General features: G+C 72.1%; 29 protein-coding genes and 1 pseudogene. 3 read left to right on the top strand and 27 right to left on the bottom strand.

From position 1 onward, the window contains the following. Nucleotides 1-391: 391 nt before the first annotated feature. Nucleotides 392-2,356 (bottom strand): MobF family relaxase, encoded by a 1,965-nt coding sequence (mobF, locus tag ACSNOD_RS08960; RefSeq protein ID WP_436766257.1) that lies wholly within the window; start codon nt 2,354-2,356, stop codon nt 392-394. Between the two features lie 266 nt (nt 2,357-2,622). On the opposite strand from mobF, the gene ACSNOD_RS08955 reads away from it, so the two are divergent. The 3 genes from ACSNOD_RS08955 to ACSNOD_RS08945 all read left to right on the top strand — a co-directional run bounded on the left by ACSNOD_RS08955 (nt 2,623) and on the right by ACSNOD_RS08945 (nt 6,621). Continuing rightward, on the top strand, nt 2,623-2,964 hold the full coding sequence (locus ACSNOD_RS08955) for a hypothetical protein (protein WP_436766256.1): 342 nt from the start codon (nt 2,623-2,625) through the stop codon (nt 2,962-2,964). A 1,423-nt stretch (nt 2,965-4,387) separates the two neighbouring features. Then, nucleotides 4,388-5,536, top strand: a complete 1,149-nt coding sequence (locus ACSNOD_RS08950; protein WP_436766255.1) for a ParA family protein — start codon at nt 4,388-4,390, stop codon at nt 5,534-5,536. Further along, nucleotides 5,533-6,621: a ParB/RepB/Spo0J family partition protein gene (locus ACSNOD_RS08945; RefSeq protein ID WP_436766254.1), complete on the top strand. Its 1,089-nt coding sequence runs from the start codon at nt 5,533-5,535 to the stop codon at nt 6,619-6,621. Before ACSNOD_RS08950 ends, ACSNOD_RS08945 begins: the two co-directional genes overlap by 4 nt. Before the next feature lie 378 nt (nt 6,622-6,999). On the opposite strand, the gene ACSNOD_RS08940 is transcribed toward ACSNOD_RS08945, so the two are convergent. The 26 genes and pseudogenes from ACSNOD_RS08940 to ACSNOD_RS08815 form a co-directional block, all read right to left on the bottom strand. Continuing rightward, nucleotides 7,000-7,371 carry a hypothetical protein gene (locus tag ACSNOD_RS08940; RefSeq protein ID WP_436766253.1) on the bottom strand — a complete coding sequence of 124 codons (372 nt, stop codon included), beginning with the start codon at nt 7,369-7,371 and terminating at the stop codon, nt 7,000-7,002. Further along, complete coding sequence (locus ACSNOD_RS08935) at nt 7,368-7,580, bottom strand: hypothetical protein (protein WP_436766252.1); 213 nt, start codon at nt 7,578-7,580, stop codon at nt 7,368-7,370. Before ACSNOD_RS08935 ends, ACSNOD_RS08940 begins: the two co-directional genes overlap by 4 nt. Nucleotides 7,581-7,957: 377 nt before the next feature. Next, nucleotides 7,958-8,197: a hypothetical protein gene (locus ACSNOD_RS08930; RefSeq protein ID WP_436766251.1), complete on the bottom strand. Its 240-nt coding sequence runs from the start codon at nt 8,195-8,197 to the stop codon at nt 7,958-7,960. A gap of 281 nt (nt 8,198-8,478) precedes the next feature. After that, nucleotides 8,479-9,027: a WhiB family transcriptional regulator gene (locus ACSNOD_RS08925; RefSeq protein ID WP_436766250.1), complete on the bottom strand. Its 549-nt coding sequence runs from the start codon at nt 9,025-9,027 to the stop codon at nt 8,479-8,481. 488 nt (nt 9,028-9,515) lie between these two features. Next, on the bottom strand, nt 9,516-10,199 hold the full coding sequence (locus ACSNOD_RS08920; protein ID WP_436766249.1) for a hypothetical protein: 684 nt from the start codon (nt 10,197-10,199) through the stop codon (nt 9,516-9,518). After that, nucleotides 10,196-10,645 carry a RapZ C-terminal domain-containing protein gene (locus tag ACSNOD_RS08915; protein WP_436766248.1) on the bottom strand — a complete coding sequence of 150 codons (450 nt, stop codon included), beginning with the start codon at nt 10,643-10,645 and terminating at the stop codon, nt 10,196-10,198. Before ACSNOD_RS08915 ends, ACSNOD_RS08920 begins: the two co-directional genes overlap by 4 nt. Nucleotides 10,646-10,848: 203 nt before the next feature. Next, nucleotides 10,849-11,172: a hypothetical protein gene (locus tag ACSNOD_RS08910; RefSeq protein ID WP_436766247.1), complete on the bottom strand. Its 324-nt coding sequence runs from the start codon at nt 11,170-11,172 to the stop codon at nt 10,849-10,851. A gap of 296 nt (nt 11,173-11,468) precedes the next feature. Continuing rightward, nucleotides 11,469-11,795, bottom strand: coding sequence for a hypothetical protein (locus tag ACSNOD_RS08905; RefSeq protein WP_436766246.1), 327 nt, complete (start codon nt 11,793-11,795; stop codon nt 11,469-11,471). Further along, nucleotides 11,792-12,166, bottom strand: a complete 375-nt coding sequence (locus ACSNOD_RS08900) for a MazG-like family protein (RefSeq protein ID WP_436766245.1) — start codon at nt 12,164-12,166, stop codon at nt 11,792-11,794. Before ACSNOD_RS08900 ends, ACSNOD_RS08905 begins: the two co-directional genes overlap by 4 nt. 264 nt (nt 12,167-12,430) lie before the next feature. After that, nucleotides 12,431-12,913, bottom strand: a complete 483-nt coding sequence (locus tag ACSNOD_RS08895) for a hypothetical protein (RefSeq protein WP_436766244.1) — start codon at nt 12,911-12,913, stop codon at nt 12,431-12,433. Next, nucleotides 12,913-13,119 carry a hypothetical protein gene (locus ACSNOD_RS08890; protein ID WP_436766243.1) on the bottom strand — a complete coding sequence of 69 codons (207 nt, stop codon included), beginning with the start codon at nt 13,117-13,119 and terminating at the stop codon, nt 12,913-12,915. Before ACSNOD_RS08890 ends, ACSNOD_RS08895 begins: the two co-directional genes overlap by 1 nt. 25 nt (nt 13,120-13,144) lie before the next feature. Next, nucleotides 13,145-13,411 (bottom strand): hypothetical protein, encoded by a 267-nt coding sequence (locus ACSNOD_RS08885; RefSeq protein WP_436766242.1) that lies wholly within the window; start codon nt 13,409-13,411, stop codon nt 13,145-13,147. Next, the gene (locus ACSNOD_RS08880) at nt 13,408-13,848 is read right to left on the bottom strand and encodes a hypothetical protein (protein WP_436766241.1); all 441 of its coding nucleotides are present in this window, start codon (nt 13,846-13,848) and stop codon (nt 13,408-13,410) included. The genes ACSNOD_RS08885 and ACSNOD_RS08880 overlap by 4 nt, the downstream gene beginning before the upstream one ends. Then, nucleotides 13,845-14,504 (bottom strand): GGDEF domain-containing protein, encoded by a 660-nt coding sequence (locus tag ACSNOD_RS08875; protein WP_436766240.1) that lies wholly within the window; start codon nt 14,502-14,504, stop codon nt 13,845-13,847. The genes ACSNOD_RS08880 and ACSNOD_RS08875 overlap by 4 nt, the downstream gene beginning before the upstream one ends. Nucleotides 14,505-14,913: 409 nt before the next feature. Continuing rightward, on the bottom strand, nt 14,914-15,081 hold the full coding sequence (locus ACSNOD_RS08870) for a pRL2-8 (protein ID WP_436766239.1): 168 nt from the start codon (nt 15,079-15,081) through the stop codon (nt 14,914-14,916). A 269-nt stretch (nt 15,082-15,350) separates the two neighbouring features. Beyond that, complete coding sequence (locus ACSNOD_RS08865) at nt 15,351-16,412, bottom strand: hypothetical protein (protein ID WP_436766238.1); 1,062 nt, start codon at nt 16,410-16,412, stop codon at nt 15,351-15,353. A 265-nt stretch (nt 16,413-16,677) separates the two neighbouring features. Continuing rightward, nucleotides 16,678-16,977: a hypothetical protein gene (locus tag ACSNOD_RS08860; protein WP_436766237.1), complete on the bottom strand. Its 300-nt coding sequence runs from the start codon at nt 16,975-16,977 to the stop codon at nt 16,678-16,680. A gap of 22 nt (nt 16,978-16,999) precedes the next feature. Continuing rightward, nucleotides 17,000-17,155 (bottom strand): hypothetical protein, encoded by a 156-nt coding sequence (locus ACSNOD_RS08855; protein WP_436766236.1) that lies wholly within the window; start codon nt 17,153-17,155, stop codon nt 17,000-17,002. Next, nucleotides 17,152-18,147, bottom strand: coding sequence for an AAA family ATPase (locus tag ACSNOD_RS08850; RefSeq protein WP_436766235.1), 996 nt, complete (start codon nt 18,145-18,147; stop codon nt 17,152-17,154). The genes ACSNOD_RS08855 and ACSNOD_RS08850 overlap by 4 nt, the downstream gene beginning before the upstream one ends. Continuing rightward, on the bottom strand, nt 18,144-18,320 hold the full coding sequence (locus ACSNOD_RS08845; protein ID WP_436766234.1) for a hypothetical protein: 177 nt from the start codon (nt 18,318-18,320) through the stop codon (nt 18,144-18,146). Before ACSNOD_RS08845 ends, ACSNOD_RS08850 begins: the two co-directional genes overlap by 4 nt. Continuing rightward, a complete protein-coding gene (locus ACSNOD_RS08840; RefSeq protein ID WP_436766233.1) occupies nt 18,317-18,616 on the bottom strand; it encodes a hypothetical protein in 300 nt (99 codons plus the stop codon). The genes ACSNOD_RS08845 and ACSNOD_RS08840 overlap by 4 nt, the downstream gene beginning before the upstream one ends. A gap of 72 nt (nt 18,617-18,688) precedes the next feature. After that, nucleotides 18,689-19,099, bottom strand: coding sequence for a hypothetical protein (locus ACSNOD_RS08835; RefSeq protein ID WP_436766232.1), 411 nt, complete (start codon nt 19,097-19,099; stop codon nt 18,689-18,691). Between the two features lie 202 nt (nt 19,100-19,301). Further along, nucleotides 19,302-19,583, bottom strand: a pseudogene (locus ACSNOD_RS08830) (hypothetical protein); the annotation flags it as partial. Further along, entirely contained in the window at nt 19,580-19,825 is a 246-nt protein-coding gene (locus ACSNOD_RS08825; protein WP_436766231.1) for a hypothetical protein, read from the bottom strand. The gene ACSNOD_RS08825 and the pseudogene ACSNOD_RS08830, both read right to left, overlap by 4 nt. 136 nt (nt 19,826-19,961) lie before the next feature. Further along, nucleotides 19,962-20,771, bottom strand: coding sequence for a hypothetical protein (locus tag ACSNOD_RS08820; protein WP_436766230.1), 810 nt, complete (start codon nt 20,769-20,771; stop codon nt 19,962-19,964). Nucleotides 20,772-20,886: 115 nt separating this feature from the next. Further along, nucleotides 20,887-21,402: a hypothetical protein gene (locus ACSNOD_RS08815; protein WP_436766229.1), complete on the bottom strand. Its 516-nt coding sequence runs from the start codon at nt 21,400-21,402 to the stop codon at nt 20,887-20,889. Between the last annotated feature and the right edge of the window lie 49 nt (nt 21,403-21,451).

The raw sequence follows: 21,451 nt of genomic DNA, 5'->3' as shown, positions 1-21,451 counted from the left end.
GCTTTCATCGCGGCCCACACCGCACCGGTGCGCCCTGGGACCACACCAGGGGTGCGGGCCACGCCGTCGCACAGCGCCGGTGGCTTCACCGCCGGCGACGACGGTGCGCCGCGATCACGCCGAGGACGGCGGTCGCGGGAACCTCCCCGGCGGCGCCCAGCAGCCCCTGCTGGGCGCGTCGCTTGACGTCTTGGCCCCCTGAGATGTCTCGACATGGGGCCGTGGGGGAACGCGGCCGGTGCGCACCGGGTGGATGCACGGCGCCGTCCTCGTCGATGTCGCGCACGCGGGCACGAGGTCGTCCCCGCCCTGGCCCAGGGACTCCAGCCGGTGGAGCGGATGACGGGCATCGCCGGCGCACGCCACGGCGGGGGCGCGGCATCGGGTGCACTCAGTGGCCGGCCTCCCGGCCGCGGCGCGGTCCGGGCTCCTGCGGGCGGTGCGCCTGCTGGTCGCCCGCGCGCACGGGGTGCACTGCGTGGGCATCGTTCCGGTCGGCGTAGCGGTCCGCGCGGGCGCGAGAGGCGCCGGCCGCCTGGGTGAACGCGTCCTGGAGGTGGCGCAGCCGTTCGGCCGTGAGGTTGAGGGCTTCCACGTCCGTGCGCGAGGCCCGCAGGGCCCGTAGAGCCGTCTCGATCGCCTCCCGGCGCCCGGCCTCCGGCTCCTGGTCTTCGTACTCGGGGCCCGCGGCCGCGGGCAGTTGCTGTTCGGGCATCGCCGCTTGCTGGTGCGCGACGACGTCGTACGGCCGGCTCCGCGCGGCAACGGTGCGCAGCTTCTCGCGGACCGCCGCGCCGGCGAGGACGGCCCGCTCGTACCGCAACGGGACACGGGGTATCTCCCACTCCCCCGGCACCAGGTCCGAAGGCCGGGGCGCGGGTGTGGCCGGGTCGGCCGGGGGCTGCCGGCCGACGGTGGGGGCGGCAGTCGGCGGGCGGCGGGCAGGTTCAGAAGCGGCCAGCGGCCAGCGGGCGGTGTAGAGGCGGTAGGCCGGCATCAGGCCGCGCAGCGTCTTCGGCTCGCTGATGTCCACGCAGTACGCGGCGAGCGCGGCGTCCACGATCGCGTCGTCCAGGCCGGGGTCGCGGCGGCGGCCGCGCAGGACGAAAGCGAGGTGGCGGCGGGCTTCGGCGAGCAGGTGCCGGCGGTGGAACCAGCCGCCGCCGTTCATCACGAACACCGTCGCGGTGACGTCGACGGCCGCCAGGGCGACGTCGACGACGGCGGCGACGCGGGCCCGGATCGCGGCAGCCGCGGCACGGGCGTACTGCAGGAGGCAGTCGATGACGTCGCCGGCCACCCCGGAAATCCGGATCGCGCTGTCCTTCCACTCCTTGCGCAGCTGCGCGAGGGGCCGGGCCTTCTGCTTCGGCGGGCGCGTCATCTTCGCCGCGATCCCGTTCAGCTTGGCGCGCGCCCGCTCGGAGACCACCGGCAGGAACCGCGGCTTGCCGTCGTCGTCGACGGCGGTGACGTACTCGCGCTCCAGCTCCGCCAGGCAGGCGGCGATCTGGTCGCCGCAACGCGCGATCCAGCGGATCAGCTCGTGCGGCACCCCGGCGACGTCCATCACCGGGCGGCGCCCGACAGTGACGGTGCGCGGCTCGGATGCCAGCCCCAGCGCCTCACACGCCTCCGCCATCACGACGTCGTTGTAGAGCGCCGACGCGGCCACCGCGTTCTCGTACAGGGCCTCGGAGTGCACCGACCCCCAGATGCCCACCCCGTTCTCGCCGCGGTGCGGGCGTTGGGCTTTAACGGACACCAGGAGATGGTCATGGAGGAGCGGCATCCCGGAGCGGGCCTCGTAGTGGCGGAACCGCGCGGCGACCAGACCGTGCACCGGGCGGACCGTGTAGACGCCCTGGGCCCCGAAGCGAAGGATCGCGGCCTCGTCCTCGATCCAGGCGAGCACGGCGGCGATGGCCCGCTCGTGCGCGTCCTCGATCACCCACCGCGTCTCCTCATCCCCGAGCGCCCACAGCAAGGTAATGGTCGGCTGCGGGCGGAAGACCAGATCGACCCCGGTGACCTTCACCCGGCGCCCCAGCGCTCCGGCTCGGCGCGCGACCGCGGGCTTCTTCCCGGCGGCGAGCTGGTCGGCCTCGATCCGGTCGGCGTGCGGGTGCCGGCCCTCGCCGAAGAGGTGGCGCAGCTGCGCCTCGGTGACGACGTCGCCCGCCGCCAAGCCGAGGGCCGCAAGGCCCCGGCCCATCCATCGCCCGGCCGGGACCCCGGCCTCTTCCTGCGCTTGGACGAGCGGTGTTCGGGCCGGGCGGTGGCCGTCGCCTACAACGACCTGGCGCAGGTAGTAGCGGTACGCCTGCCCGGCGGTGATCTTCGCGATATCCATCATGGAGACCACACAACACGGCCCTGACCTGCGATAACAGGGCGATCAGCCGCACGTCCCGCCAGGCGGGAGCAGCAGCCGAACTTTCTTCTCAGCCGCCCGCCACGCGGGAAACAGCCCCGTCCGGCAAGCCAGTGTCATCGCTCTCCGGCACCACCCGAAAACCCTCGAGCGACACCACCGCACGCCACCCACCGCCCGATACGGACGACCGCCCACCCGGCCCCCGGCTACCGCCGGGGGCCTCGTCGTGCTGCCCGGAGGACACCGTGCCCACGTACGAGACACTCCCCCGCTTCACCACCGACCTCCAGCACCTCACCCCCGCCCAGCGCCGGCGCTTCCTCCGCGTCGTACGGGAAGCCTTCGTGCCCGACCTGCGCTCCGGCCGCCAGTTCCGCCCCGGATTACGGATCAAGCGTGTCCGCTGCGCCCCGGGCGTCTACGAGCTCACCTGGGCACCGGACGGACGCGCGACATGGTCGTACGGGCCGGAGGTAGTCCGCGGGGACCACCACATCGTGTGGCACCGGATCGGGACCCACAGCATCCTGAACCGCCCCCTTGCCGAAGGCCACCTTCCGGACGCGCGGCGCACGTTGGTTGGCTGACCTCCCGATGACCAGGAGGGGGCACAGCGCGGCACAGCACCTGCGCCGGATGGGCGGTGAAGCCTTGCACGACGTAGAAGCGGCCCGGGCGCCAACTTTCCGGACCTTCCCCCGTCGGTGTCCGCCGCCGGTGTGTCGAAGCGATAGCCGCGGGGCGGCAGCTCAGCGGGCGACAGCATGGGCTGGTTCTGTCGGCCGGCGGGTTGGAGCCGCTCCTTGTCAGCTGTGAAGTTCCGCATCGCCTGCTGCCTGTGCCGCAAGTCCATCCCGTTGGCGCAGGAGATCTATGCCCTGGACCAGGAATGGCAGCGCCGCTTCCCCGCAATGCACGGCATCCTCGCCTGCCTAATGTGTGCGCTGTAAACGCCGTGGAAGTGCGACAAGCCGGGCGGCCGAGAGTACGTGGACGGCCACATCCCCGCCCCTGGCGGCTCCCGCATGACGGACTTCGACGCCTGGAGCCATGTACGAGCAAACGGCACGCACAAGGCGATGGTCCTGTCGTATCCGCGCTCCGGGCTTCTCCAGGGAGCCGAGGGGTACCTGCGTGACGTCGAACAGCGCCGTGGGGTGAGCCCTGCGGTCGCTCAAGAATTGCGGACCGTGCTCAGTGAGTGGGACACCAAAGGTCGGGCACGGCGACCGACCTCCTGAGCCACGCCCCCCTGGCGCACCGACACGATCCTGGCCAGGCCCGGCGGCCCGCCAGGGACGAGGACCGTTACGGACATCTCATCGCCGTCAACGCACCGCCCACCGCGAGGCCAACAGGATGCCTGCGCTACGGACGTCGCCCGGCCAGGCCGGCGGCGCCATGCCTCCTGCGGTCCGGCAGATGAGGCGGCGGCGTATACGGGCGGGCGGAGACCGCAGCGGGGGTATGGGCGCGCGCTCGGCGCCGCGTGAAGGCCGCTGCCGCCTCATTCGGCGCGTGTCCAAAGTCGGTTTACCGCGGTGAACGGACCACCTGGCCCGCCCCCGACGGCGGAGGCGCTCAGGTGGGCGGCCGTATCGCTCGGCCGCAGGGGCAACTGGGGAGCATGTTGAAGGTCGGCGTCTGATCGATCTCGTGGAATCGGGTGCTACCTGGAACGGTGCAGCATCCACGGTGCGGTCACGCCTCCGTCGGCGCCCCGCCGCTCGTGCTGCTGTGGCATTTGGCCCAGTGAAGTTGCGGGTTGACCTCCGCCTATCGGGGGCGACCCAGCAGTCGGCCTGTCGTGATTCCCACGGGGGTCACGACAGGCCGGCCATCTCGAGCTTGCTGGAGCCCTCCACTCCATCAGGAGGTAAGCGGCGCGGTCTCAGGCCCGGCTTCGAGGGTGTCACCGCCCTGGGCTGGCCAAGGCGGGTGGGTGGCGGAGGGGTGAAGTCGGAGCGTGGCTACGGAGCGGGACCTTCCGGCCTAGTAAAGTTCGGCCACATGAGCATCCCTAGCCCCCGAGGGGAGCGAGAGAAGCTAATTACAGCTCTCACTCCCCAGTTGCGCAGGCACTTGAAAATCCGCGCCTTTGAACACGGAATGGACATCCAGGACGTAACCGAGCACGCCATCAACGCCTGGTACGCAGCCGACGGTCTCCCGGAGGTCAAGACCGACGGCGCAAAGACGTGGGGGACGTTTCTTCCCGCCGGCGAGCCGGACAAGTTCAAGGCAGCCTGCGCAGAACGTGGTGTCACCTACGTTCAAGGGCTCGCTCAGGCACTGACCTTGTGGCTCGACAACCACCCCTCACCTTCGGCTCCCCTGGTCTCGCAGCCGGTCGTGCGTGTTCTCGTAGCCAACCAGAAGGGCGGCGTCGGAAAGACGTTCCTGTCGTCCGGCATGGCTCAGGCCCTGGCTGAGGCGGGTCATCGCGTACTGCTGGTCGACTACGACCCGCAGGGGCATCTCACCGCAGAGCTCGGCTTCGAAGACCTCATGTACGAGGACGACGTCGAGACCTTGATGATGCACATGGACGGCTCCGCCAAGGGCGACATCCACGACCTGCTCGTAGCGCTGGACGGCGAGCGCTTCGGCGACCGGCTGCACCTGCTCCCTGCGTCCGACGACGCGTTTCTCCGCGACGTCGCCCTGTCCAAGGTCAGCTTCAGTGAGGCCGCGCTGGAACGCGCGCTGGAGCCGCTGGAGAACGAGTACGACGTCATCATCATCGACGGCCCGCCCAGCCTGGGCCTGAACATGGACACCGCGCTGTACTACGTACGCCGGCGTGACGGCGAGCTTGCTGACCGGTCTGGCGTCATCACCCCGGTCTGGGCCAACAAGGCGTCCCACCGGGCGTTCCGCCTCCTGAAGTCCCAGATGGACGACCTGTGCATGAAGGGCCGCATCCAGGTGGACTACCTCGGGCTCATCGTCAACGCCTACGACAGCCGCCGCGGCAAGCTCGTGCAGTCCAACAAGGAACAGTGGGAGAAGAGCAGTTCTCCTTCAGTTCTCGCGGTGATCGGCGATCTGAAGGAAGGCCGCGAGGCTGCGGACGGTGAGATCCCGTTGCTGGAGTACGCACCCGACAGTGAACACGCGCAGGTGATGCGCGACCTGGCGAAGGAGCTCGCCGTATGACGCCCCCGGCCCAGCGGGTCACCCGCGGCTTCAGCATCGACGAAGACGGCAGCAGCGAGAAGCCCGCGCCGCGCCGCATCCGCACCCGCCAGCAGATCATGAACGGCGAGGGCAAGCGGCCTCCCGCTGCGGTAGAACTCGGCTTGCTGGCGCACAACCCGTTCAACCCTCGCGATGAGCTCACGGACATCGAGGAGACCGCAGACTCGCTGCGGGCCAAGGGGCAGATTCAGCCCATCACGGTGGCCAGGCGCGCGGCCTTCCTGCAGGCACATCCCGGTCAGGAGGAAGCGATCGGGGACGCTGAGTACGTCGTCATTGACGGCAACCGGCGTCTGGCTGCAGCTCATGAGGCCGGCCTGAAGCAGCTGCGGATCGATGTCAACGACGACCTCGCGGTGAGCGCTGCAGACATCCTCGAGTCGGCGCTCATCGCGAACATCCATCGAGTGGATGTGCCGCCGCTCAATCAGGCGCGGGCCATCCAGGAACTGGTGTCGAAGCACGGCTCGCAGGAGAAGGTCGCGAAGCGACTCGGAAAGTCCGGTGCCTGGGTGTCCCAGCGGCTGGCCCTTCTCGAGCTCCCCGACGACCTGCAGCAGAAGGTGGAGTCTGGGGAGCTGACGGTCAAGGACGGCCGCCGGATCGGGCGACTCCCGGAAGAGCAGCAGCGTGTTGAGGCTGACAAGGCTCTTAACCGGGTTAAGGCCCCGCGCAAGCCGCGTAGCAAAACCGCATCCGGGCGGAGCCCTGCCGCGGGACCAGACGTTGCGGTCCCGCACCAGGCCGGCGGCGAGGAGGCCGCGCCGCCCCTTAACCCGGTTAAGACCCAAGGGCTCGAAACAGAGGTCGAAGCCTCGGGGGCCGTTAACCCGGTTAAGACGAGGAGCGGGGAGGCGGAGCGGGAAACGGAGCCGCTGGCGGTCGTGGAAGGCATCGTCGCCGAAGCGGGCCGATTTGCCGACTCCCTCACTGCCCTGGCTCCGGTGCTCCAGGAGGCATCGACCGCCAACCTCACGCGGACCAACGAGCTCGTAGCCCAGCTGCGAGGTCACGTCGAGCGGGCCATCGAAAACCTGCCTTAGTAGAAGCTCACCGAGGCAGCCTTAACCCGGTTAAGACCAGCTGGTGCTTCCGCTGAGGCCACGGGCCGGTCTGACCAGCCGGGAACCGTCTCCGCCAAGTCCTGAAACGCCGAAGGCCCCGCTCCCCCGCTGATGATCGCGGGGGAGCCGGGCCTTCAGTTGTCAGACCGCCCAGGGCGCGGACGCACCTTCATCAGGGTGGGGATGCTGGCGGCGGTCACCAGGGCGGCCGGGACCTGCCGCATGGCGGCCGTCCGCGTGCGACCAGACCGCACTGGTGAAACGGCGGCCTCGGCCCGCGCTGAGCACGGCGACGGCCACCATGGCCATGTCCACATTCCTCACGCCGAAGCCGCAGACGGCGACGGTGGGGCCTGACTACAGGGAAGCACCACCCGTGCCGCTGTTGCCGACGTCCGGCGGCGAGGGGGCGTTGGCGTCTTGAACCACCGGCTGGCCAGCGACACGGAGCTCAACAGCCTCCAGGCGCTCTGCGCGCTTCTCGAGGACACGGTCGACGGTGCTCTTGGCCCAGTAGACCCGATTACCGATCTTCCGATCGCACGGGGGGACGCGGCCAGTGCTGACCGCGCTGTGCAGTGAGTCCCTCGTGAGGCACAGAATCAGGGCGAGCTGATCGCTGTTGAGCATCGGCCCGAACTCCAGGTCGTACATGAAGCTGCACAGCCGCTCGGGATCGGTGCGCCGCTTCCGCGGCGGTGCCACCTCGGCCCTGGCCTCCTGGGTCACCGGGTCGCCTCCGCACCGTACGCCTGCCGCTGGGCATCGGAAGCCCACAGCAGGGAAAACAGGGCCGCGGCTGCCGGGATCACCTCCTGCACGGGGATGACGTAATTCAGAAGGGCCAGCAAGAGCACCACGATGATGACGACGACGGGGTGCCGGTGCCACGGCGAGGTGCCGGACTGGCTTCGGACTGGGAACGGATCAGCAAGCACAAGTGCCTCCCGAACACATAGGCGGCGCGGCGATCGCGCTGGGCCTCAGTGAACAGGGAGCTGCGTCAAGAGATCCAGGCGGGACCAACAAGCATGGTCCTGACCGGTATTGACGCCTTCCGGGGCATACCAGCAGATATCTGGCCGTGATGGATGCCGGCGACCGCGATCACCTCGGTGCCGTGGCCGTCGCCGGGTCGGGGGTGCGCACGCTCGATGAACGGGCCGACCCGCACGGCGACGTCTTGGGCGTGGCCGGGCGGTGAGGGCTGCGGTCGCATTCGGTGGCGAGCATCGCGGTGAACTCTGCCCACGGCCTTCTGGTGGCCGGGGTGGAGAGGGCCGGCGCCCTGGCTGCAGCGTCAGGCAGCCGACGGTCACGTCGCGCGGGCCGGGGTAGTCGCGTGGCCGTCTCGGTGCGCGCGCCGTACGGGCTCGGCGAGGACGCGCAGCCCTCGGGGCTCACCTACGGCGCCGTGCTCCGTGCACATCACCTGGTAGCGGGCGCGTCCGGTGCAGCCGGATTCCGGGTCGCGGGGCTTCCCGGAGGGCTTGGTCTTGTGTTCGCAGACAGTGCCGTCGGCGTGCTGCGGGTCGATCCAGATTTTGATGCGCACGGTGGGCGCCTTCCTGTTCGGTGGGTGAGGGGAAAGGGCCGGCCTAGGGTGCGTCCGGCCGGATCGGGCCAGGTCAGCCCTGGGCAGGGCCGCCGGCGCTGACGAGAAAGCTGGCGGAGCAGGGGTTCCTGCCCCGGCTTCGGCTCCCTGGGCGTGCCGGGCGACGGCGCAGTCGTCGGCGGGCCAGGAGCCGCGGGGTGGCCGGCCGCGTGCTGCTCCACGGGGCTGGAGTGCAGGGGCAGGCCCTCGACCTGAAGGGCCTGCCCCCAGTCGCTGCCCATCTACGCGGCCGGCTGGGTGGACAGCGCGGCCTTGAGGAGTGCGACGTTGCGCGCCTGCCGATCTCGGGTCATCGGCTGCTTCCACGGCCCGTACGGGGCAGGCCGGGTGGGGAGGAGCTCCAGCTCCAGGCGGGCGATCTTCTGGTCGCGGAGAGTCGGTGGGTGGAGGCGGGCCGCGCGCTGCCCCTCCTGCCGGCGGCGGTCCTGTTCCGCGACGGCGCCGACCCAGTCGGCTCCGAGGCGCCGCTTGAGGGTCTTGCGGAGCAGGGCCCGCTGCCGGGCGGTGGTCGCCGCCCACACGCCGGTCGGCGTCAGCTGCTTGTTGGCCAAGGCCCACTTGAGGCAGCCCGTGGCGATCGGGCAGCGGGAGCAGGCGAGCTTCGCCTGGGTGAGGGCCTTCTCTCGCGCGTTGTGGTCGGTGATCTCCTCGATGACGAACAGCTTCGGGTCGTCCTGGCAGCGGAGCGGGGTTTCGGTGCGGGGGAAGGGAATGCGTTCGTCGCTGATCACGATCGGGTTGTTCGGGATGCCGGCGCGCGAGCCGCTCATGACAGAGCCTCCGTGAGCAGTGAGGTGAGGTCGAGCAGAGACGAGGACCCGTTGGAAGACCAGCAGCGGGACGCGCCACGGCCCGAGCCGGCCACCGCAGGGGGCGGACAGGACCAGCCCGTGGACGTCGGCCAGGCCCGCGTGGAGATGCCCGGACTGCGCCCAGGGGCTGCACGCCTCGCCGGTGCCGGTGTGGGAGCCGGTGTTGCGGACGATGCCCAGGACCGCACCGCGGGCAGTTCGCGGCCGCCGACCGTGCGGGGCGCGTAGCGCGGCCCGGATGGTCTCGCCTGCGGCGTGCAGCAGGGCCAGCCCGGCACCCGGGTGCGGAGCCGGTGCTCCACGCGCTGGTCGCCGTGGAAGGTGCGCGCTGCCCACAGCTGCCGGATGGCGGTGCCACGGAGGTGGTCCGGGGCATCGAAGGCCGGTCGTGCGGCGGGAGTGGCGCGCCCGGTGGTTCACCCACCAGTTCAGGGCGTGGGTGTCGGTCATGTGCTCGCCCCCGTGAGGGCGTCGGCAAGGAGCGCGGCGGGGTCGGTGCCGTGGGGGTCGGTGTAGCTCTCGTGGGCGCTGACGTCGAACGGCGTGTCCTTCGCGGTGAGGGTGACGCCGGGGAGGACGGCGGCCGCCTGGCCCTCGAGCGCGGTGTTGAGGCGGTCGGCGTCGCGGGCGGCGAGCGATGTCTGGGTGTACGGCCCGAGGCGGAGCAGCGTGTAGCCGGTGCCGTCGGGTCGTCGGGCTTCGACGTGGACGCTGTAGTGGGCAGGGGCCATGCCGACGTTGTCGGGGAGGGGCAGGTTGGCGGCGGCGTGGGTGAGTATCGCGTAGGCCGGCTGCCAGGCGCCGAGGATGGTGGTCGTCTCGCAGCGCAGCCAGCCCTTGCTGGTGTAGCCGAGCTGGTGGCCGTGGAGGTAGGCGGCGGCGTGCGGGGTGTCGGGGTGGACCAGGGCGACGGCGATCACCTCGGTGCCGTGGTCGTCGCCGGGTCGGGGGTGCGCGCGCTCGATGAACGGGCCGACCCGCACGGCGGCGTCCTGGGCGCGGCCGGGTGCCCAGGGCTGCGGGTCGCGTACGGCGGCGAGCATCGCGCGGAAGGCGTCGATGGTGGCGTGGTCTTCGGGGGAGAGGCCGCCGGGGGCGTGACTTCGGCGGCGGAACAGACGAGAGGTCATCGGGCGGCGGTCTCCTGCTCGGGGCCGGTGATGCGGGGGCCGGCGGGTGTCGTGAGGACGCGCGGCAGATGGGCGTGGAGGTGTTCGACGTCGACTGCGCGGCCGCGGTCGCGCAGTGCTCGGGCCAGGAGTTCGATGAGGCCGCATGCCCTGTGGCGGCCGCCTGCGCATCCGATGGCGATGCGGCGTGGGCCAGCGGGCAGGGTCGCGTCGTCGGTGAGGTTGGCGAGCAGCTCGCGGGCGCCGGGGGTGTTCAGGACGACGTCCTGGACGCGGGGGTCGAGGCCGTCGAGGTCGAGGATGTCGCGGGCGGCGGCCGGGTCGCGGAGCCGGTCACGGACGTCTTCGATCCGGTCGGCGGCGGGCGGGACGGGGCAGCCGTCCGGGCCGGTGGGCAGATGCAGGTAGCCGAACGAGATCAGGCGGATCGGGTGCGTCGGGCGCACGGAGATACCTCCGGGTCGCTGGTGACGTACGGGAGCGGGGCGCCGTGCCCGGCGGGGAGGGGCCGGGCACGGCGCTCCGAGGCAGCCTTACGGGGTGGTGATCGGCGCGGTCGGTGCAGGGGCGGCAGGCCTGGTGCCCGTGGTCGTCGTCGTACGGGTGTGGGCGCAGATGGTGCAGGCGGGGGCGGCGGCCGATGCGGGGTTCACGCGACCTCCTGGGTGAGGTGGTTGCTCAGGGGTTGGTGGTCCCAGCGGGGGTCTGTGGTGTGTCGTTCGAGGGTGTGGCGGGCGAGGTCGCCGATGTCGAGCGCGCAGCCTTCGATCTGCCGCGCCAGGTGTTCGGCCGCGGCGTGGTCGTGCCCGGCGAGGGCGGCGAGTGCCTGGTAGGCGAGCCATGCCACTTCAGCGGTGTCGCTCGCGAGGGAATCGTCGTGGTCGGGGTGGCTTCCGGCTTCGTCGGCCCAGTGGGCGGCGAGGGTGAGCGCCAAGGCTTGAGTTTTGGTGATGGGGTCGATGGGGCTGGTCATGGTTTCTCTCCGGTGGGTGGTCGGCCGCGCTCTGGTGGAGGTGCGTGTCGGGGCGGGTGTGGCCAGGACGGGGCCGGCCTGTGGCTTCCGGCAGCTCGGCGGCAGCCGGGCCCCGCACAAGCGGCGCCTGCTGGGGTGCCGCTCCTCCGGGACGCTGCGCGCCGACGGGGCCTCGCCGCGACTTCGTCGTCTTTCTCGCGGGGGCCGGCCACGGTGGTGACGGTCACGTCGCACAGTTCGCTGGCCGCATGAGCGTCGGGGTCGGCGGCACCAGCCGGGGAAGGGAGGCGCGGGGCTCATTGGTCTGTCCTGCGGCGGGCGATGTCGGCCGCGGTGACGTCGTTCACCGTCACGCTGGGGGCGGCTTTCTTGGCCAGGTGGAGCGCGGTGTCGAGGTCGAAGCGGTGGGCGTCGAGCCAGTCGTCACCGCGGTCGTAGGGCTTGATGCCGAGGGCCCAGGTGCCGTCGACGCCGAGGCAGGTGCTGAACCGGGTGACGGCCCAGCGCCCGCCGCCGCGGTATTCGACGGTGATCTCGTAGTGGCGCGCGTTGACGTCGTCCTCCGGAAGGCAGGAGACGGTGTACCGGGTGGCCTGGACGGTGGGTGCCGGCAGTTCGGTCATGGTGCGCTCCGTGGGTGAGAGGGGGCTTGCAGCCGGGCGGGCCCGTGAGCCGCCTCCGGGGCCTGGGCCCTGTCGGCGATCTGCTGGAGCTTGGCGGTGAACAGGCGCTCGGCGTCGGCGCCGGTGATGGAGGCGAGGGCGACCGCGGCGGTGACGATCACGTCGCACAGCTCGTTGGCCACGTCGTCCGTGGTGTGGGTGGTGCCCTTCCGGGGGTTCTGGCCGAGGGCACCGATCCATGTCTGGGCCACCTCGCCGGTCTCCTCGGCGAGTTTCAGCAGCCGCAGGGTGATCTCGTGACGGTCGCTGCCGTTCTCGCGGTCGAGCCAGGCAACGAGGTTGTGGATCGTGGACCACTGAGCGGGCGTCATCGGCTTCTCCTCAGGCTGCGGGGGCGAGGGTGGGATGCTGGTTCGCTGACCGGTACTCCCACCGCCACAACGACGTGGGGCCGCAGGCGGGATGGGGAGCGGCGCGCTCACTGCTCCAGGCGCCGCCGCGGCGAAGCCCATGGCGACCGGGGCTTGGGTGCCGTGGGCGCGCTGGACGGCGGCGTAGCCGGCGGTGGGCCGGGAGCCGCGGAGGCGGCCGGCAGGGGACCGCTCCAGGAAGGTGCGCTGGGCGAGGGGGTGTGGTCATCGTGTGCCGCCGTTCTCCCAGGCGTCGATCAGGTCGCTGATCGCGTCCGGGCTGGCGGCCTCACCGACCCAGCGCCCGGAGGCGGTGAACACCGGCACCGCATCGCGGTCGGCGTCAAAGACAGCCACGCAGTTGCCCCAGCGCTCCAGCACGAGGCCGTACAGCGCGAGGGCGGGGGCGGTCTCCAGGACCTCCAGAGCGTCGACAGCGAAGTGGGCCGGGGCGCCGGGGTCCGCGGGCTGGACGACGATGCCGGTGACCCGCACCAGGTCGCCGGGCTGGATCTCACGCAGCAGGACGTCGGCGATGCGCGGGTCGGCGGTGGTGCAGGCGTACACGGTGTCGGGGGCATCGGGCGCGCGGGTGCCGGCGTCGGCGGGGGAGTGGATCAGGGTGAAGCGGGCGGTGCCCCAGCCGGCGCCGGGAGCTGGGATCGCGTCGACGTAGCCGTCGATGGCGAGGTGCGTCTGAGGGTTCATCAGCGGGTCTCCGCCAGGGTGGGGGTGGAGTGAAGGGAGCGGGGTCGAGTCGGGTGCTTCTGCGCGGGGAGCAGGAGCTCGCGGTTGCGGCGCTGCTGCTCGGGCGTGAGCGGCCGCGGCCGCGGGCCGTCGCAGTGCCAGAGCGGCGAGGCCGGCGGCTCCGGGTAGGCGAGGGCGTGGTCGATGTCGCGCTGGGTGCTGTTCATGGAGTCCTCCCGCTGGAGGTAGAGGTCAGGCGTGGTCGGTCGCTCCGCCGCCCTGGGGCGGGTCGCAGACGAACCGCATCTCGCCGGGGTGCGCCGCGTTCCAGGACTCCGCGCAAACCTTGTGCACGGGCTCGTTGGCGTGGGACCTCAGCGGGGTGGTGGTTCCGCACAGCACGCACGGGGCGGGCCGGCCGAAGTGCGAGTGGTGGCGCCAGTCCAGGAGCTGGAGGGGCGCCGCGGGCGTCTCCGGCGGGGTGGGCACCGCGCGCAGGTGGCGGCGCCGGGCAGTCACGGCCGCACGTTGGGCAGCTGCTGGAGGACCTGGTCGACCAGCTCCTCGGTGGGCCGCCAGGGACCGGGCTGCCCGCGCGCCGGGATCGGCAGGGCGAGGGCCTGGGCGTCGCTGACTTCCAGATGCCACGCCCCGGGCTGCGCAAACGCGGTGCAGGGCGGGGAGCCGTCCGGGTCCTGGTGGCAGCCGGTCAGCCGGGCGACGCCGATCACGGCGCCGGTCGGCAGCTCGCGGCCGCGGATCGTGCGGGCGACCCACGGCGCGCGCAGCGCGGCCCGGTCGATTTGCTGGCCAGCGTGCAGCAGCAGCCAGCCGCGCCACGACCACGCCCGCGGACTGTTCACTATCGTCTGGGCCCCGGCGAGGAGGCAGGCGGCGTGCGGTTGCTGGACGCTGATGCCGCGCATCCAGTCGCCGCCCTCGAGGTCGGTCGTCATGCGGCACGCCCCGGCAGCGCCGTGCCCAGGCGGCCCTGCCGGCGCCCGTTGACGGTCGGCACCTCCAGGTCCTCGATCTGCGCCCAGCCGTACCGGCCGGAGTGCTTGGTGCGGTACAGGGAGACATCGGCTCCGCGCAGCAGGGCGGGCAGAGCGTGGATGCCGAGGTAGTCGGGGACGGCGGTGCCGACCGAGGCGGCGACGGGAAGCGGGCCGGCCTTCGTGGGCACGGGCTCGTGCAGCGCGTCCATCAGCTGCGCCAGGCGCTGTTCCATCGCCTCCTCGCCGGCCCGGGTGTCCACACGGGTCGCGACGGCGAACTCGTCTCCGCCCAGCCGCCCGACCACACCGCGGGGTCCCGCCCAGCGGGCGAGGCGCTCGCCGGTCGCGGCGAGTACGGCGTCGCCGGCGGCGTGGCCGTGGGTGTCGTTCACGCCCTTGAAGTGGTCGAGGTCGACCAGGCAGAGCAGGGAGTCCTGCCGGTGGCGGGCGAGCAGGCGCTGGGCGCGGCGCTCGAAGGCGGCGCGGCGCTGGGCTCCGGTGAGCGGGTCGCGGCGTTCTGCCGCCAGGCGCCGGTGGAGCGTGAGCGCGACCGCGAGGGTGGTGATGAGGAGAGCGCGCTCGAACAGGTTCCGGGCGCGGGCTACGGGGTCCATACTTGGATCTCCCTCTCGTCTCGTACGGGATGGGTGACCCGGGGCGGTCGACTGGTTTGTGGCCTTGGCGGCCGTCCCGGGGCGGAGCTACAGCGCGACGGCGCTGACGCGGGCCCCGCTGTAGGGGTCGTTCCAGCGGCCGGCGGTCGCGGCCGTCCCGCCGAGCTCCCAGCCGGGCCGGTAGCCGCAGGCGCTCCAACTGTCCGGACGCCCGCGGGTGTCTCGTCCGGCCTTCGCCGCGGCGGCGCGCCGCGTCGCAGACCCTGGTGCGCGAGCCGTACGGCCGTGCTGTGGCTGTCAGCGGGGCCCGGTGAAGCCGCAACTGGGCAGGCGGCAGGCCAAGGCGGCCCGCAGGAGGGACCACTCCGAGGTTGTTGGTGAGCGGGGCCGCGGCTTCGGGCAGCGGGCGTCAGCGGACGATCAGGTGATCGGGGTGGCCGTTGACCATGTGGTCCACGCACTGCGGGCAGTCCTCCCGCGGACCGAGCCCGGCGTGCGCCTCGCGGCTGGCGTGCGCGTGGTACCAGCACTGCCGGCACTGCCCCCGGGGCGGGTTCATCGCCTTCGTGCGCGTCATCTGAGATGTCTCCCTGCGGGTGAAGGGCGCGGGCAGCCCCGACGGGCGGCCCGGCCTGGTCGTGGTGATGAAGGGCGGCGGCCTCGTGCAGCGAGCACGAGGTGCCGCCGGCGAGGCGCCGCTGCGGACGGGATCGACTGCTCGGCACGGCGCTCGGCGAGGCTCCCGGCTCGGGAACCGGTGCGCCGAGGCAGTGCGCCGCACGGAGGACCGTTGGGCGCTTGGCCGTTCCCGGTGGAAACGACGCCAGGGCGGCAGGCTGGTGGGTATCAGGCCGCGCTGGCGGGGGACTGGTTGCTGGCCTGCTCGGCGGCCGGCTCCCTCTTGGCCAGCCACGCCTCGAACTCGTCCGACCACTTCTTCGGATCATGGCCAGCGGACTTGGCGGCATCCCAGGCGAACTCGCCGATCTCGCCGCCTTCGAGCTCGTCGGCGGTCTCGGCGACCATGGTGGCCGCGAGCTTGGGGTCGGCGGTGCGCAGGGCGTCGAGGTAGCGGTACGCGCTCCAGGCCATGACGCCGGAGATGGCGTAGGCAAGGAGCGCCTCAGAGGACAGGCCCGTGGAGACCATGTGGTGCGTGCTGCGCAAGGTCTGCTTGAGCAGGTCGCCGGCCGTCTCGGCGACGTCCTTGCTGGCCTCGTACCGACGGCGGTTCGGTCCGGCGGGAATGCCGTCCGCCATGGTGGTGGCCTCGCTGACGGACAGGGTGTGCTGCCAGGAAGCGTGGACCTGGTCGAGGGAGGGGAAATGCTCGGCGCCGACGCCGTCACGGCGTGCGCGGGTAGGCATCTGAGCGCCGAGGAAGTCCTCGCCGACGAACAGCACGGCCTGCCGGTCGGCGGTGACGCGGACTCGGAGCCACTCGTCGGCGGCGCGGAACCGGCCCAGAAGCTGCGTGCCGAGCATCGGGAACGCACCGTTGGTGTCGCAGGTCTGCTCGAGGATGCCGCGCAGCACACCGCGCCAGTCGAAGAACCGTCCATCGCCGCGGACAGTGATGGCGAGCTCGCCCTGGGGCGCGGTGAACCGGATCTGCTCCTCGAGCACGGTCACGGTCACCGGGTCGCAGCCGGAGTAAGCGTCGAGCCACTCGCGCAGCGAGGTCGCGCAGTGGGCCGGGAGCGTGCGGGCGAACGGCACGCCGCCGAGGCCGTGGTGGCGGTAGCGGGCGACGGCGACGGTGTACCCGTCGGAGGCGATCGCGTACAGGAACTCGTGGTCGGCCTCCAGGCGGATGCCGTGCAGCCGCCCATGCGGGTCGCTGCCGATGTGGCCGATCGTCCGGTTGATCAGACGGCCGAGCTGGTGGGCGTTGATGGTGACGGACACGATCGCGGTCTCCCTTGGTGGCGGATGGGACGTGAACGTGCGCCTGCCGCCCCGGCGTGGGGCGGCGCAGGGTGGCAGGAGCAGGTGAAGCTCGAGCCGCCCGGGCGCCTGGGCCGGGGCGACACGAGGAGCCGTCAGAGCGGTGGTCAGCGTTGGAGGACGCCGGTACGGGTGTGAGGCTCCAGCGATGAAACGGGCCCCGCCCAAGGCGGGGCCCGTGCTCGCAGGGGCGCGAGAGGCGCCAGGCCGGCCAGGGGCAGCCCGGTCAGTCGTCGACCGCGTCGCGGTACTCCTGCGTCATGTCCCAGACGATCGGGTAGAGAAGTTCGTCGGCTCGCTGCAGGAAGGCATTGCGGACGCTCTCGTCGGCGTTGCCGCAGGCCTCGTTGAGGTGGCCTGCGGCGGTCTCCAGGTCCTCGTGCCCGTTGATGCCGGCATCGCTGTAGCGCGGAACGGTGACTTCGAGCTGGTTGATGAAGGTGCCGAGGTCGGAGGCCGCAGGTTCCTGCGCGACGTACGCGATGTCGTCGGCGTAGCGGCGGATGAGGTCTTCGATGGTGATCACGGTGACGGACATTGTGGTGCTCCTATCGGTAGGCGGGGTCGTCGTACTCGATGGCGAAGAGCTGGCCGAGTTCGCGGCGGCGGGTGCCGCTGGCGCGCTTCAGCAGCGGTTCCAGGCGGTGGAGGTTGTCGGCGAAGAGGACGTGGTCGAAGCCGTCGTCGCGCAGGGCGCAGCTCACGCGCGGGCCGCGTCCGCGGACTGCGCTTCCAGGTCGGCGCGGACCTCGAGGACGTCGTGCTGGTCGTGATCGTTGTCCTGCTGGTCGACGTCGTCCGGGCCGCCGTGGATGGTGCAGACGGTGTCCGGGTGCGGGCGCGCGCTGGTGTGGGCGATCAGCAGGTCGGTGACGTCGTGGACGGCCTGCCACGCCGGGGCGTCGCAGCCGTCGTACGGGCAGCAGACCAGCAGGTCGAATCCGACGTCGCCCTCGCCGTCGGCGTCGGTGCGCAGGGCGAGGACCAAGCGGTCGGGCCCGAGGCGGATCTCGCCGACGCGGTCGCCGCCGGCGAGCGCCGGGTTGTCCCGCCACCGCCACAGCGGCAGTACCTCGGAGCCGAAGAGGCGGCGGACCAGGTGCAGGGCGCCCAGGCCGTCGCCGCCGTCCCAGCCGAGTTCGCGGCGGCGGGTGTCGCTGGCCCGCTTGAGCAGCGGCTCCAGGCGGTGGATGTGGTCGGCGAAGACGACGTGGTCAAAGCCCTCGTCGCGCAGGCCGGGGAAGGCAGCGACGGCTTCGGCGTGCTGGCGGCGTACGACGCCCTCGGGCACGGCGCGGTCCGGGGTCCGGTCGGCCTGGCGCTCGACACAGACTGAGGCCGGGGTGGAGACCAGGAGCGCGACGGTGGGCACGCCGTAGTTCCGGGCCATCTGCAGAAGGCCGGCCCTCACCCGCTGCTCGGTGTTCGTGGCGTCGATCACCGTTGTCTTCTTACGGGCGAGGCGAGCCTCCAGCACGGTGTGCATCACGTTGACCGCGGACATGGTGGCCGACTGGTCCCCGGCCTCGTCCGAGACCATCGCCCTGAACTGGTCGAGCTCCAGGACCTGCGTGAGGGGCCAGGTGCTCGCCCAGGTGGACTTGCCGCTTCCCGCCGCGCCGATCAGGACGATCAGCGCCGGGTCGGGGATGGTCGTGTCCAGCGGCTGCATGGTGCCTTCGAAGGTGGTCTTCATGGGCGTTCTCCTCGCGGGTGGAGGGTGGAGGTGGCCAGGTGCAGGCGCATCCCGGCGGAGTCGTGGGCGACGGCCGCGGCCTCGTCGAACAGCTCGCGCAGCGTCTCGGCGAGGAACTTGGCGTCGATCGGGCCGACCAGTTCGTCTTCGATCTGCTGGAGGGCGAGCCTCACGATCCCGGCCGACGCGCGCGCACGCGCTCCAGCCGGGTACGGGTGCGGCCGGACACCGGCGGCCGCCCGGGCGCAGGGTGATCGAGGTCGTGACCAGGGCGGCGGCTTCGTGCAGCGGGCGGAGGGGTCGGCGCCGCGGACGGGTTGAGCTGCTCGGCTCGGCGGACGGCGACGGTGAGGAACTGCGCGACGGACGCCATGCAGCAGTCGGGCGGGGCGGTGGCCTCGATGGGCTCGCCCAGGACCGTGACGAGATCTTCCTGGTCGACGTCGCCGGCGCTTGGGGTCGTCCTCAATCTGTCGGAGGCCAGGGAGGCGCTGCCGGCCCAGGCCCCAGGCGCGCTGGCGTTGCGCCCGGGGCCGGCCGGTTACCGAGTGGTGGCCTTGGCCGTGGCGATGAGCGCGGCGAGGGTCTCCCAGCCGTGGTGCCACGCGCTGTCGAGGTGGAAGGCGCCGTTGATGCCGTAGTCGGCCAGGTGGTAGAAGTCGCCCTTGCCGGTCTTCGTGGCGAGCTTCTCCAACAGGCCCTTCCCCGGGACACGGCGGTCGGCGATGTAGTGGGTGCCGAAGGACAGGGCGAGCGCGGCCGCAGCGACTCCGGGGTGGACGCGGATGCCCAGGGCCCGGGCGCCGAGCCCGGCCACGATCGCCTGAGTGGCCGTGTAGGTGAGGCAGTGATGCAGGCACGCCTTACGGCCGTCGGCCGTGCCGTGCGTCATCTTCTCCTTCGTGTCCGGGTCCTGGTAGGTGACCGGGTGGTCGTCGGAGGCGCCCTTCACACGGGCACAAAAGTCGTCCTGAACCCAGAAATCACCGACTGCGCTGGCGGCGCGGGTGAGTCCGAGCAGGGCGGCGAAAACGGCGGGACGCTGCATGCAGGGGTCTCCTGATCTCGAAGCAGGTGGAGGAGGCGGTGCGGCCGGCTTCTTGCCGATGCCGCGGACGCCCCGTGGTGCCTTCGCCCCAGCCGGCCTCCGGCAGGGGAGGCTCGTCCCAGGCCGGGACGGGCACGAGCCGCACGCGGAGTTCGCGGCGGCCGGACCAGCAGCCGCACGCCTCCATCTCGGGGAAGGCGCCGCCGGTCCACCAGCCGCCCTCGCCGCGGCAGCGCGGGCAGCCCGGCCGGGGTCGGGCGGTGATCTCGATGCGGTGCCGGTCGGCGTAGAGCTTGAGGTGACCGGCCTTGAGCGCGGTGGCCGTCGCCGCGGCGCGCGGGACGGCGGCGGCCAGCAGCAGGGCGGCGCGCGGGCGGCGGGCGGTCACCGCAGCGGGATAGCGCGGCAGGCGGCGGCGTGGTTGTTGGCGTCCGGCCGAATGAAGCACAGGAAGTCCGCCGCGGGCCGGTCGGAGGATTCTCCGCAGCCGCGGCAGTCCCAGCGGTTCTTGTCCGAGTGCTTGCCGGGGCCGGTGACGTCCACGTACGCGCCGCCGACGGTGATGAACCTGATCAGCAGGTTCTTGGGGCGATCCGGCTCGATGAAGGCGGCGAGGGTGGCGGTGCTCATGGGCGGTGGTCCTCTCGGGTCAGGCGGCAAGCAGAGTCGGCGGGTGGAGCTCAGGCCGGTCGGCCTGCCCGGTCCCCGGCAGCCGGGCCGCCCGGGTGCGGGCGACGGCGGCCGGCAGCCAGGCGGAGCGACCGGATCAGCGGCCCAGCCGGCGGACGTTGTCCGGGGCGGGGCCGTCGGGCTGGGCCGGGATGTGAATCTGCGGCTGGACCGTGATCTGCGGGGCGCCGGCGTGTACGAAGGAGTACACCCGCGGGCGCAGGTTCAGCCCGCGCAGGGCGAAGGCCGAGGCGAACGTCCAAGCGAGGACGGCGATGGCGGTGGCGACGGTGCGCGAGGTGTCCGGGGTGGTCGTCCAGACCATCGCCATGCCCGCAATCCCCCAGGCCGTCCACGTCAGCCGGATGCCGTTGCTGCGGGTGATGAACCCGGCGACCAGGGAGAACAGGCCGGTCACCTGCCACAGGGTGTAGACGGTGGAGGCGCTGATCGGCAGCCCGGCGCAGTGGGCGGCGATGTAGGAGCGGATCGGCTGGTCGATCACGGCGACGACGCCGGTGGAGGTGTCGGCGCCGACCTGGACGCGCGGCACGGCGGTCAGCAGGCGGTGCAGCGCGTCGACCAGGACCTCGGTCGCGCCGTCCAGCAGGATGAGGACGGCGCAGATCCCGGCGAGTCCGAGGGCCGCCTTCACCCAGTTCGCCATGCCGTGCCAGCCGAGTTCGGGGGCGCGGCGCAGGTCCTCCCAGCGGTCGTGCAGGAAGCCGCCGTCGTCCCAGGCGTCGTCCCACCACTCGCGCAGGGCGGTCAGCCGCGTCTGCTGCTCGTCGGGTTCGTCGAGCTGGGGCGTGAGCTGGGCGGGGAGGAGGTTGCGGAGCTGGGCACCGTCGGTCGGGGACTGCTGGCGCTGGCCGGGGTTCTGGGAGCGGTCGTTGTGGTCGGTCACGGTCGGCTTCTCCTTCGAGGGGCGACGGACGGCGCACGCTGCTGCGGGCGGCCTGCCCCGTACTCGACTCCGCCCGGTGCGGGCGGGGTTCGAGTACGACGCAGGGCGCCCGATGTCAGCGGTGGATGTCGTTGCGGGTGCGGGCGAAGAACATGCCGCGCGTGCTGCTGTTGTTGTGGATCTCGGTGTGCTGGGTGACCGGGCCCTCGTACACGGTCTTGGTGACGGAGGAGCGGGCCTTGCTGATCACGCCGCCGATCACGGTGGCGACCATCGCGATGCCCGCGAAGGGCAGGGTCACCATGAGGACGCCGGCGAGCGTGACGGAGGCCAGGCCCTGGAGCACGAGCCAGGCGCCGCAGCCGATGCCGGTGACGCCGGCGCCGACGCCGATGCTCGCGACGGCGATCCCGGCCGCCCAGGCGGGCACGATCCGCCGGTCGTCCTGCTTCACGGGCGGGGTGTCGCCGTAGCGGGGCAGCGGGGTGTCGTCGCGGAACGACGTCTCGAACTGGCGGACCGGCTGCTCGGTGCGGAACTCGGTCTCGATGATCCGCCTGGCTTCGGCGGCGGCCTCGGAGTCGGACATCGGGCGGCCGGCGGTGGGGTGGAAGTCCACGGTGTTCTCCATTCGGGACGAAGGCGCCCTCCCTGCCGGGTGGCGGCGGGGAGGGCGCGAG

Source organism: Streptomyces sp. URMC 123 (assembly GCF_051386515.1).
GTDB lineage: Bacteria > Actinomycetota > Actinomycetes > Streptomycetales > Streptomycetaceae > Streptomyces.
This window is presented reverse-complemented; position numbering and strand designations above follow the sequence as displayed.

Coding starts and splice junctions, on each gene's coding strand:
- ACSNOD_RS08900 (WP_436766245.1), bottom strand. CDS start 12,166: ATGACGCCCGCTCAGTGGTCCACGATCCACAACCTCGTTGCCTGGCTC.
- ACSNOD_RS08895 (WP_436766244.1), bottom strand. CDS start 12,913: ATGAACCCTCAGACGCACCTCGCCATCGACGGCTACGTCGACGCGATC.
- ACSNOD_RS08875 (WP_436766240.1), bottom strand. CDS start 14,504: ATGGACCCCGTAGCCCGCGCCCGGAACCTGTTCGAGCGCGCTCTCCTC.
- ACSNOD_RS08870 (WP_436766239.1), bottom strand. CDS start 15,081: ATGACGCGCACGAAGGCGATGAACCCGCCCCGGGGGCAGTGCCGGCAG.
- ACSNOD_RS08945 (WP_436766254.1), top strand. CDS start 5,533: ATGACGCCCCCGGCCCAGCGGGTCACCCGCGGCTTCAGCATCGACGAA.
- ACSNOD_RS08825 (WP_436766231.1), bottom strand. CDS start 19,825: ATGAGCACCGCCACCCTCGCCGCCTTCATCGAGCCGGATCGCCCCAAG.
- ACSNOD_RS08905 (WP_436766246.1), bottom strand. CDS start 11,795: ATGACCGAACTGCCGGCACCCACCGTCCAGGCCACCCGGTACACCGTC.
- ACSNOD_RS08920 (WP_436766249.1), bottom strand. CDS start 10,199: ATGACCTCTCGTCTGTTCCGCCGCCGAAGTCACGCCCCCGGCGGCCTC.
- ACSNOD_RS08815 (WP_436766229.1), bottom strand. CDS start 21,402: ATGGAGAACACCGTGGACTTCCACCCCACCGCCGGCCGCCCGATGTCC.
- ACSNOD_RS08880 (WP_436766241.1), bottom strand. CDS start 13,848: ATGACGACCGACCTCGAGGGCGGCGACTGGATGCGCGGCATCAGCGTC.
- ACSNOD_RS08890 (WP_436766243.1), bottom strand. CDS start 13,119: ATGAACAGCACCCAGCGCGACATCGACCACGCCCTCGCCTACCCGGAG.
- ACSNOD_RS08950 (WP_436766255.1), top strand. CDS start 4,388: ATGAGCATCCCTAGCCCCCGAGGGGAGCGAGAGAAGCTAATTACAGCT.
- ACSNOD_RS08910 (WP_436766247.1), bottom strand. CDS start 11,172: ATGACCAGCCCCATCGACCCCATCACCAAAACTCAAGCCTTGGCGCTC.
- ACSNOD_RS08925 (WP_436766250.1), bottom strand. CDS start 9,027: ATGAGCGGCTCGCGCGCCGGCATCCCGAACAACCCGATCGTGATCAGC.
- ACSNOD_RS08850 (WP_436766235.1), bottom strand. CDS start 18,147: ATGAAGACCACCTTCGAAGGCACCATGCAGCCGCTGGACACGACCATC.
- mobF (WP_436766257.1), bottom strand. CDS start 2,356: ATGATGGATATCGCGAAGATCACCGCCGGGCAGGCGTACCGCTACTAC.